The sequence below is a fragment of the Falsiroseomonas sp. E2-1-a4 genome (genome assembly GCF_051433165.1).
GTDB lineage: Bacteria > Pseudomonadota > Alphaproteobacteria > Acetobacterales > Acetobacteraceae > Falsiroseomonas.
Window position 1 is genome coordinate 1 of the sequence record NZ_JBHMFS010000043.1, and the last position, 9923, is coordinate 9923.

Annotated in this window: 8 protein-coding genes and 1 pseudogene; 2 read left to right on the forward strand and 7 right to left on the reverse strand. The window is 64.9% G+C overall.

The window, feature by feature from the left end; all coding sequences use genetic code 11:
• Window positions 1-25: 25 nt before the first annotated feature.
• The 7 genes from ACFHNC_RS24145 to ACFHNC_RS24175 form a co-directional block, all read right to left on the reverse strand.
• Complete coding sequence (locus ACFHNC_RS24145) at window positions 26-1612, reverse strand: ABC transporter substrate-binding protein (RefSeq protein ID WP_437171794.1); 1587 nt, start codon at window positions 1610-1612, stop codon at window positions 26-28.
• Between the two features lie 70 nt (window positions 1613-1682).
• Window positions 1683-2411, reverse strand: coding sequence for an ABC transporter ATP-binding protein (locus tag ACFHNC_RS24150; protein WP_437171795.1), 729 nt, complete (start codon window positions 2409-2411; stop codon window positions 1683-1685).
• Window positions 2401-4146 carry a branched-chain amino acid ABC transporter ATP-binding protein/permease gene (locus ACFHNC_RS24155; RefSeq protein WP_437171796.1) on the reverse strand — a complete coding sequence of 582 codons (1746 nt, stop codon included), beginning with the start codon at window positions 4144-4146 and terminating at the stop codon, window positions 2401-2403. Before ACFHNC_RS24155 ends, ACFHNC_RS24150 begins: the two co-directional genes overlap by 11 nt.
• Before the next feature lie 2 nt (window positions 4147-4148).
• The gene (locus ACFHNC_RS24160; protein ID WP_437171797.1) at window positions 4149-5009 is read right to left on the reverse strand and encodes a branched-chain amino acid ABC transporter permease; all 861 of its coding nucleotides are present in this window, start codon (window positions 5007-5009) and stop codon (window positions 4149-4151) included.
• Window positions 5010-5031: 22 nt separating this feature from the next.
• Window positions 5032-6225: an ABC transporter substrate-binding protein gene (locus tag ACFHNC_RS24165; RefSeq protein ID WP_437171798.1), complete on the reverse strand. Its 1194-nt coding sequence runs from the start codon at window positions 6223-6225 to the stop codon at window positions 5032-5034.
• A 20-nt stretch (window positions 6226-6245) separates the two neighbouring features.
• Complete coding sequence (locus ACFHNC_RS24170; protein ID WP_437171799.1) at window positions 6246-7331, reverse strand: mandelate racemase/muconate lactonizing enzyme family protein; 1086 nt, start codon at window positions 7329-7331, stop codon at window positions 6246-6248.
• Window positions 7328-8452 carry a mandelate racemase/muconate lactonizing enzyme family protein gene (locus ACFHNC_RS24175; protein ID WP_437171800.1) on the reverse strand — a complete coding sequence of 375 codons (1125 nt, stop codon included), beginning with the start codon at window positions 8450-8452 and terminating at the stop codon, window positions 7328-7330. The genes ACFHNC_RS24170 and ACFHNC_RS24175 overlap by 4 nt, the downstream gene beginning before the upstream one ends.
• A gap of 122 nt (window positions 8453-8574) precedes the next feature.
• Here ACFHNC_RS24175 and ACFHNC_RS24180 point away from each other — a divergent pair, with 122 nt between their 5' ends.
• Window positions 8575-9555, forward strand: coding sequence for a LysR substrate-binding domain-containing protein (locus ACFHNC_RS24180; protein ID WP_437171801.1), 981 nt, complete (start codon window positions 8575-8577; stop codon window positions 9553-9555).
• Between the two features lie 54 nt (window positions 9556-9609).
• Window positions 9610-9923: pseudogene (locus tag ACFHNC_RS24185) on the forward strand (hypothetical protein); the annotation flags it as partial.

The following is a 9923-nucleotide window of genomic DNA, read 5'->3' on the forward strand; positions in this document are numbered from 1 at the left end:
CGGCCGCATTTGCGGCAATCCTGCGTCAGCGCACGGCCTGTGGCAGGAAGGCACCATTGTAGTAGGGCGCAACCGTCAGCGGTTTGCGTGAGCCGTAGACATAAGCCGGATGGTAGATCATGTGTATGATCGCATCCTCACCGATGGCGATGTCGGCGGCGCGGGCCAGTAGGTCGTTGCGCTTTTCTTCCTCCATCGAAGTCAGCGCCTCCGCCACCAACACATCGGCGCGCGGACTCGAATGGCGAGTGCGGTTGGCCGTGCCGAGGCGGCTGTCGCGGTCATAGGTGTGGACCAGCGCGCGATAGGCATAGCTGACATTGTCAGCGCCATACTGGGCTGCCATGAGGCTGAAAGCCTGGCGCGAGGCTTGCGGGAAATAGCTCGCATTAGGCAGCGTCACGACCTCTGTCCGGATTCCGATGCGCGACCAGAACTGCGCGATGGCCTGGGCCACCTTCTCGTCATTCGGATAGCGGTCGTTGGTGGCGTGCAGCGTTGCCTGGAAGCCGGCCGGATAACCGGCCTCCGCCAGCAACCGGCGCGCCCGGTCAGGCTGATACGGCGTGACCTTCAGGCGCGGTGAAACGCCGGGCGTGCCATCCGGCAGCAGGTTTGAAGCAACTGTCGCCGCACCTTCCATCACGTGATCAACGATCGCCTGGCGATTGATGGCATAGGACATGGCCAGCCGCACCCGCCGATCCTTCAGCGGGTTCTTGGTCATCGGCTGACCATTGTTGTCGCGGATGAAGGGGGTGATCTCGCGGTCACTGTCCATGCCGACATACATCACGCGCATGCCTGCGGTCTGGCTGACCGTCAGCGCCGCATCACGACGCAGACGCGGTATGTCCTGCACGGAGACTTCGTCGATGGCCTGCACATCGCCGGCCAGCAAGGCAGCGACACGGCTGGCATCAGTAGACATGATCTTGAAATGCGCATCCGTGATCATCGGCACGGCGCCGACCCAGTGCGGGTTGCGCTGCATGGCGACAAAATCACCGAAGCGGTAGTCACTGAGCATATAGGGGCCAGAAAACAGCTTCACCGCACCCGAATTGAAATCGGCTGTCCGGATCGCCTCACCCAGGGTCTTGGAGACGACGGCAACTTCCGTCATGTCCTCGACCATGAAGGGATAGGGTTGCTCGGTGTGCAGGAGGATGGTGTGCGCATCCTTCACCTCGACGTGCTTTATGGCGCGGACGAAGATCTGGTAGCCGCCGGGCGAGCCTTCGATGCGCGGAATGCGCCACAGGCTGAACGCCACATCCTCCGCGGTGATCGGACTGCCATCGCTGAATTTCGCATCAATGCTCAGCTTGAATTCCCAGATCCGGCCATCGCGGATGGTACGCCAACTTTGGGCGATGCCCGGTTCCGGCTTACCCGCCGACGTCATGCCGACCAGGCGCGCATGGATGGCGCGGAGCAAGTTCTGCTCGCCGGATAGACGGAAATGCGGGTCCATCGACGTCGGGCTCAGCTTCAGCCCGGCGCGCAGCCGCGTCGATGTGGCGCCCTGCGCGTTCGCCGGCGATCCCAGACGCACGAAACCTGCGAAGCCCGTGAGCGCAGCAGCCTTCAGAAAATCGGACCGTTTCATATGCCTCTCCCATGCGTGATTTTTTTCGCTGGGATCGACTATCGGAAGCGCCGCCAGCCTTGGCAAGGGATCAGGCGGCGGCGGATTGGCCAAAATAGGCGCGTTCCAGCCGCTGATGCAGCCCCAGTTCATCGGCCCGGGCTTCCAGGACGATCTGGCCCTGCGCCATGGCATAGACGCGGTCGGACACCGCGAGCGCCTTGTCGATGAGCTGTTCCACCAGCAGCACCGCGGTGCCGCTCGCGCGCAACTCGGAGACCACGCCAAGCACGCGGTCCACCAGCACCGGTGAAAGCCCGGCCGAAGGTTCATCCAGCAACAGCAAGCGCGGCCGGCGCACCAGGCCCTGTGCCACCGCAAGCATCTGCTGCTGCCCGCCGCTCAGCGCGCCGCCACGATCCGCGCGCTTCGCGGCAATCTCCGGAAACACCGAAAGCGCTTCCTCGACCCGGTCGGCGCGCTTTCGGCGCGGCAGGTCATAGGCGGCGAGCAGCAGATTGTCGAAGACGCTGAGTTGCGTGAAGATTCTGTGCCCCTCCACCACATGCACCAGCCCGGCACGAACCGATCCGCGCGGCCCGGCGCCGCGCATATCGGTGCCCGCAAAATGCACGCTGCCGGCGGTCCAGTTCAGCAGCCCGGTCACGGCACCGAGCAGCGTGGTCTTGCCGGCGCCATTGGGGCCGAGCAGGCACACCACCTCGCCGGGCGCGATGTTCAGGTCGATGCCGTGCAGCACGGCGATCTTGCCGTAGCCGGCCTTCAGGCCGCGTACCGCAAGAAGGGGTTCAGGAGCCAAGATAGGCACTGACTACCTCCGAATGCACGCGGATTTCCGCCGGTGTCCCGGCCGCCAATTCGCGGCCTAGGTTGAGCACGGTGACCTGGTCGCAGATCTCGAAGATCAGGTCGGCATGGTGTTCCACCAGCAGCACGCCGGTGCCCTGGCGGCTGATCGCGCGGATCAGATTGCCGAGACTGTGGATCTCCTCAGCCGACAAGCCCGCGGCAGGCTCATCCAGCAGTAGAAAGCGTGGCCGCAGCATCAGTGCACGGGCGATCTCCAGGAAGCGGAGTTCGCTATGCTGCAAACGATCAGCGCGAATATCGGCCAGCGCCGCCAAACCGACGCAGCGCAACGCGCGCAGGCCATCCTCCCGCAGCATTGCCTCATCCTTGCGATGCCGTGGCAGGGACAGCAGTGATTCGACGAAGCTGCCCTGGCCGCGAATGGCGCCACCGACCATGACGTTCTGCAGCACGGTGGATTCACCGATCAGCCGCGGGGTCTGGAAGGTGCGGGCGAGACCGAGATTGGCGCGGATCTGCGGCTCACCCGGCGGCAGCGGCAAACCGCCCAGCGTGACACTGCCGGATTCGGGCCGGTAGAAGCCGCAGATGACGTTCAGCGTCGTGGTCTTGCCCGACCCATTCGGGCCGATCAGCCCGTGAACGGCACCGGGTTCGATTTCCAGATCCAGCCCGTCGATGGCGCGCACCCCGCCAAAGCTGAGCACGACGCCGCGCAGTGAAATCCTATCGGTCGTGGTGCGTCCGCCAAGAATCTCCGGCAACAAGTCCGGCCGAGGCACGATGACACGATCGGCCTCGATCTTGCGGCGGCTGCTGAAATCGAGCAGCGCGGCGATGCCGCCCGGCGCCACCAGGACGATGAGTAGCAGCAGCGCCGCATAAAGGAAGGTGGACCAGGCGACCAGCGGTGCGGCAAATTCAGGCAGCCAGGTCAGCACGATGGTGGCGATCAGCGGGCCGAGGATGGAGCCTCGGCCGCCGATCAGGATGGCGATGAAGAACAGCACCGAGAGGTCGAAGGTGAAGGCTTCCGGGCTGATATAGGATTGTAGCGTGGCGAACAGCCCACCGGCGATGCCGGCCATGGCGCCAGCGAACAGGAACACCATGCCGAGCATCGCGGGCTTCGAGATACCCGCCGACTCGGCTGCCACATCAGCATCGCGAATCGCCACCAGTGACCGGCCGAAACGGCTATGCGCGACATTGGCCGTGATCCAGGTGCAGAAGCCGGCCAGCGCCAGGCAGAACAGGTAGAAGCCCAGGATGGTATCGAAGGGTGCCGGCAGCACTGGGCCGACAATGCCGATCCCACCGCCCGTCACACCCTGCCAGGCCAACGCCACCTGCGTCACGATGGTGGCGAAGCCGAGTGTGGTCATGGCGAAATAAAAGGTGCGCAGGCGCAGCGCCGGCAGGCCGACGATGAAGCCGAAGACGCCACCAACCAACGCCGCCGCGGCGAGCGCCAGGAATACGTTCACCGGCGGCATGACATTGCCGGCCACCAGCACGCTGGTCGTATAGGCACCCAGCGTCAGCATCGCCACCCAGCCGATGGCGAGCTGCCCGGCGAAGCCGACGACGAGGTTGAGGGCTGAGACCAGCACCCAGTAGATCGCGGCACGCGTCGCGATCAGCGTCCAATAATCATTGCTGACCATCGGGAGGATCAGCGCGGCGGCGAAGATGCCGAGAAAGGGTGCGAGTTTGAGCAGCATGATCAGACCCGCCGCTGCGCCGGTGCGCCGAACAGGCCTTGCGGCGCCAGCAGCAGCACGACAATGAAAACGCTGAACACCGCGACGGAAGCGAAGACGCCGCCCACCAGGAAGTTCGCCGATTGCTGGAAGACCCCCAGCGCCAGCCCACCGATGATGGCGCCCCGGTTGTTGCCGAGGCCGCCCAGCGCCACCGGAACGAACCCATAAAAATTCAGCATCGCCCCATTGGCGAAGAAGGCTAGAAAAAGCTGGCCGGAGGAGAAGCCGGCGAGGCCGCCAATCACGCCCGCCAAAGCGTAGCTCGCCATGCGCAGATTGCGTTCCGGCAGGCCCAGCGCACGGGCGGCGAAATTGTCCTCGGCGATGGCGAGGAAGGCGCGGCCGATCAGGGTGCGGCGATAGAGGAATTCCAGCCCCACCACGACGGCAACGCAGGCAAGGATCGGCAGCCAGAACTTCTCGTCCCCCGCGCCGCCGCCCTGGAAGCCGAACAAATTGGGGAAGGGTTGCGGCTCCGTGCTCCAGGTGATTGCGGTGAATTGCTGGATCATCAGCGCCAGCGCCAGGGTCGAGAGTACGTAAAGATGCTGCTCCAGGCTTTTTAGCACAGGGCGCACGGCGACGATTTCCGTCACCACGCCCATTGCGGCACAGCAGGCCAGGGTCAGCACGAAGCCCAGGATCGGCGGCAGCCCGAGTACGCCGATCGAGGCGGCACCGATCACGCCGCCCATCATGCCAAGCTGGCCGGCTGTGAAGCTCATGACGCGAGAGGCCGAAAACATGACGTTGTAGGTTACGCCGATCAGCGCATAGACGGCGCCGACCGCGAGACCGGATAGCAGGATGGCAGACAGCATGTCCTGGCCTCGCCGCGCTGGATCAGGTGTAGCCGGGGGCGAGCTTGTAGGCGCCGTTGCGAAGCGAATTCGCCTCCGACATCACCAAATCGCTCTCCGGCAGGCCATTATGGTTGTCCGCCGACCAGGTGTAGTTGGCATAAAGGCCGGGATAATTCCGCACCGTGTTCCAATGCGCGATCATCTTCTGCGGATCGGTGCCGCCCGCCGCCTTCACCGCATCGGCGATGACGTTGATGGCATCGACGCCGGCCGCGACCCACCACAGCGTGGTGTCGTGGAAGTTTATCTTGTCCTTGACGCTGTCGACAAAGGCCTGAACGCGATCCGGTAGCTTGCCATCCGATCCGTAGCTGCAATTGCGGAAGCCGAGGATATAGGTCTTCTCCCAGTTCTGCGGCTTGGCGATCAATTGCCCGACCTCGCCGGAGCCCATCGCCGGGTGGCCGATCAGCGGCACGTCCCAGCCCATATTGGCGCGCACATTCATAATGCGGGAGATCAGGCCCGGCGAGACGGTCCATACCGTGATGCATTCCGCGCCGGCATTGCGCATGCGCAGCATGTCGGGCGTCAGGTCCGGCTGGGTCGCATCGATGGTGCCGCTGTAGATCACCTCGACATTGCGCCGGCGGAAGGCGGCGGAGGAGCTGGTAACAGTGGTGGTACCGTAGCCGGTGGTGTCGCCGACCACGGCGAACTTCTTCAGCTTCATGATGTCGACACCATAGCCGCTGACCGCATCATCGATTTGGCTGTTGGACGGCGCCATACGGAAAGCGTTCGGGTAGCGCGCCGGGTCGATCAGCGTATCGACGAAGCAGGGATGTACGTTCGGCATCCGGGCGCGCGCCATGATCGGCGTGACAGCCAGCGATTCACCGGAATTGGTCGGTCCCCAGATGGCATGCACGCGCGCCCGGCTGATCATTTCCTGGGCTGCGTTCACCGCCTTGGTCGGGTCGCCCTGGGTGTCGCGCACCACCAGTTCCAGCCGCCGACCATTAACGCCACCCGCGGCGTTCAGCGCATCCACCGCATGATGCACGCCACGATCGAAGCCGATGGCGGGGGCGGAGCTCGGCCCGGTCAGCGCGGCCAACCAACCGATGCGGATCGGCTCGCTTTGCGCCAGCGCCGGTGCAGCAAGGCCGAGGCCGGATGCGGTGGCGAAGCCGGCGCCACCCAGGGTCAGTCCGCGACGGGTGATCTTCATAATGTTTCCTCCTGTTCGTCTTATTGGTTTTGCAGATGACGGATGCGATCCCAGTCGAAGGTAAAACCCCAGCCGGGACGTTCCGGAACCAACGCCGCACCGTCATCGAATTCCAGCGTTTCGCGATACAGCGGCGAAAACCACGGCATGTATTCGAGGTAGATGGCATTCGACAGTGCACCGAGGACCTGGATGCTGGTCTCCGGGAACAGATGGCTGGAGACCGGCACGTCGTGGCTTTCCGCCATGTGCCCGACGCGCAGGAATTCGGAGACGCCGCCGACACGTTGCAGATCCGGCATCAGGATATCGGCGGAGCGCAGTTCCAGCATGCGGCGGAAGCCGTAGCGTGTGTATTCGGTTTCGCCACTGGCGATCGGTGTATCCAAAGCCGCGGCGACACGTGCCAGGCCATCCAGGTCCCAGGCCGGCAACGGTTCCTCGAACCAGGTGAGGCGGTGCTCTTCGAGCATGCGGCCGAGGCGGATGGCCTGCGATTCCGTCTGCCCTTGATTGGCATCGGCCATCAGCGCGACATGCGGACCGATCGCATCGCGCACCGCGCGCACCCGCGCCGCATCCTCCGCCGGGTCGGGCTTGCCGAGCCGCATCTTCATGGCGCGAAACCCCTGGTCGAGGAAGGATTGTGCTTCCTCCACCAGATCATCGACAGACCGCGACAGCCAGAGTCCGCCGCTGTGATAGGCAGGCACGCGATCCTGCGCGCCCCCGAGCATGCGATACAGCGGCAGGTTAGCCGCCTTCCCAGCCGCATCCCACAAGGCGCCATCAATGGCGGAAATACCCACTACCGGCACACCCTTGTGGCCAAGGAAGTTGATGTCCTTCCAGGCGCGCGCCCAGAAGCCGGCGATGTGGCCGGCATCGCGACCGATGATGAGATCTGCCATCTCATCGACCATCTGCCGCAGCACCTTGGTGCGTCGATCGTTCAGCGTAAAGACTAGGTTTTCTCCGGTGATCCCGGCATCTGTGTGCAGGCTGACCAGCACGCAGCCAAAACTGCCGATCTGGCCCAGCGCGCTGCCGATCGGCTGCGGCAGGGTAACAACGATTTGCTTCGTCTCGACCGTGGTTACCTTCATCGGTGGCGCCCCGTCTCGGTACGGGTCGGCGGCGCCTTGGTGTAGCGCGCCAGTACCGCCAGATCCGGATCGCAGCCCAGGCCCGGCCCGGTCGGCGCGGCAAGCTTGCCATCCTTTGGGTGGACCCAGGGGGCGAAGGGGTTCGCTTCCATCTCCAGCCACAGAACCTCGACCAGCGGGCGTTCCGCCAGCGCGGCAATGATGTGCAGCGATGCGACGAAGCCCGGGCCGAAATAGGGGCAGTGCGGAATCACTTCGACGCCATGCGAGCGGGCCAGCGCGAACACCTGCACCATCTCGCCAATACCGCCAATCTTGGTGACGCTGGGCTGCGCGATGTCGATGGCGCCGGCATGCATCAGGGTGCGGAAGCCAAACAGGCCGGCGGTATTCTCGCCCGCGGTCAGCGGAATGCCGTATTGGCGCAGACTGGCCAGCCCATCTGCATCCTCCGGCGGCCAGACCGGCTCCTCCAACCAAAGCAGTCCGTCATCCGCCAGGCTTGCCGCCTTGTCGCGCGCCACAGGCGGCGTCCAGGCACAGTTCACATCCAGCATGATGGCGCAATCCGGCGCCGCATCCTGCGCCGCCAGCACCGCCTCCCGCGTCAGCTCATGCAGCTTCAGGTGGCGAAAGCCCTGCGCCTGCGCCTCGGCGCAATTGCGCGCGATCAGTTCAAGGTCATTGCCGTAGGACAACAGGCTGGAATAGGCCGGCAGCGGGTTCGGCGTGGCGCCGCCGAGCAGCCGCCAGATCGGCAGGCCGCTGCGCTTGCCGAGCAGATCCCATAGCGCGATCTCGATGCCTGACCAAGCATAGACGAAGGGCCCGTTGCGACCGAGCAGATGCGTGCCATGCAGCACCTGCCGCGTCAGCGCATTGATCTCGCCAGCATCGCGGCCGACCACCATCGGCGCAACGATGGAATCGAGCGCCGCCTTGGTGGCCGGGATCGCGGCATGGCCGAAGGCTTCGCCCCAGCCGATCAGGCCGTCCTCGGTCTCCACCCGCACCAGCAGAATTTCCATCCGATCCCAGAGCTGTCCGGCGAAATACTGGTATGGCCCGCCCATGGTGAAGGGCAGGGAGACAACGGAGCTTTCGATCGCCTTGATCAGCATGGGATTCTGCTTTGCATGGACGTCCTCGGACCGACCTTCTGAGCCGGGCGGGATGGCGGGACGGTGCAGTCGCGCCTAAATAAGATCAACCCACATTTTGTCCATTGATATAAGTTAATCTGATGAAGCTGAGCTTTCGGCAATTGGAGGTTATCCGCGCTGTCGCGCTGCACGGCTCCGTCACGGCGGCTGCCGGTGACCTCGGCGTGTCGCAGCCCGCGGTCAGCATGATGCTGCGCGACTGCGCCAGCACCGCCGGCTTCGCGCTGTTCCAGCGCAGCATCGGCCGGCTGCAACCGACGCAGGAATTGCGCATCTTCCTGGATGAGGTGGACCGGCTGTTCAAAGGGCTGGAACGCATCGATCGGCTGGTCGGTGAAATCCGGGAAGCCAGCACGGGTTCGGTGCTGGTGGCGGCGACGCCGACGCTGGCCGACAATCTGCTGCCGTCCGCCGTCGCCGCCTTCCGCCGCGCCCGACCGCGCATCCAGATCACGGTGCAGACCATGGACAACCTCTCGGCTGTGGAGGCAGTGACCCAGGGCGGTGTTGATTTCGGCCTGGTCCTGACCCCGATCGCGGAGACCGATGCACGGCTGGTGCCGCTTTGCGCCGGGGATCTGGTGTGCGTCGTAGCCGCGGACCATCCGCTGGCCGGTGCCGGCACGGTGACGCCGCGGGACCTTGCCCCTTTTCCCCTGATCTCCTTCAGCCGCAGCCTGCCACTCGGCCGCCAGGTGGAGCAGAATTTCCGCGAGGCCGGCATCGCGCGCCGGATCGCGCTGGAGGTCAACCAGTCCTCCACCGCATTGGCGTTGGTCCGCGCCGGGGCTGGGGTCGCGGTGATCGATCCCTTTCTGCTGCTGGATACGCGCGACCATGGCGTGGTGCAGTTGCGGCTGGAACCGCGTGCCACGGTGACGGCGCAGGCGCTGGTGCCGGGTCGTGGCACGCTGTCCCGGCCGGCGCTGATGTTGCTGGCTGCGATCCGCCGACAAGGGTCAGCGATGCCGGGCGTCATCAGTCAGGTTGGGCGCAGTGGAACAAACCCAGTTGACGTACTCCTTGCTCGGCCGAGGGCCGCGCCTGGCTCATCGACGTAGGCAAGTAGCCGCGATCCACTACTGCCCGATGAGGATGAGGGCGGGCTGGGGTGTATGCTGGATACCTCCCAGGCGAAGGAGTTCGCGCTGGCGCATTGGCTGCCGGGCGGCGCCTCGGGCGGTCGGCTCTTCGTGAGGGTGTTTGATGGCGCGGGGAACGTCCGCGAGAACGTCGCGGTGGATGTCCTGGCCTCGATCACCACCATGCAGTGGAACGGGCCGGCGAAGGGGTGGAACGCCGGCGCGCCCATGGACGACGCGTACTTCAATCGGCGGCAGACCATCCGCGTCGGCGCTGCCGTCGCCTACGCCCAGGCTGGGGTGATCGACTTCGATGGGCCGATCGATTTGCAATCGCTGCGGCTCTA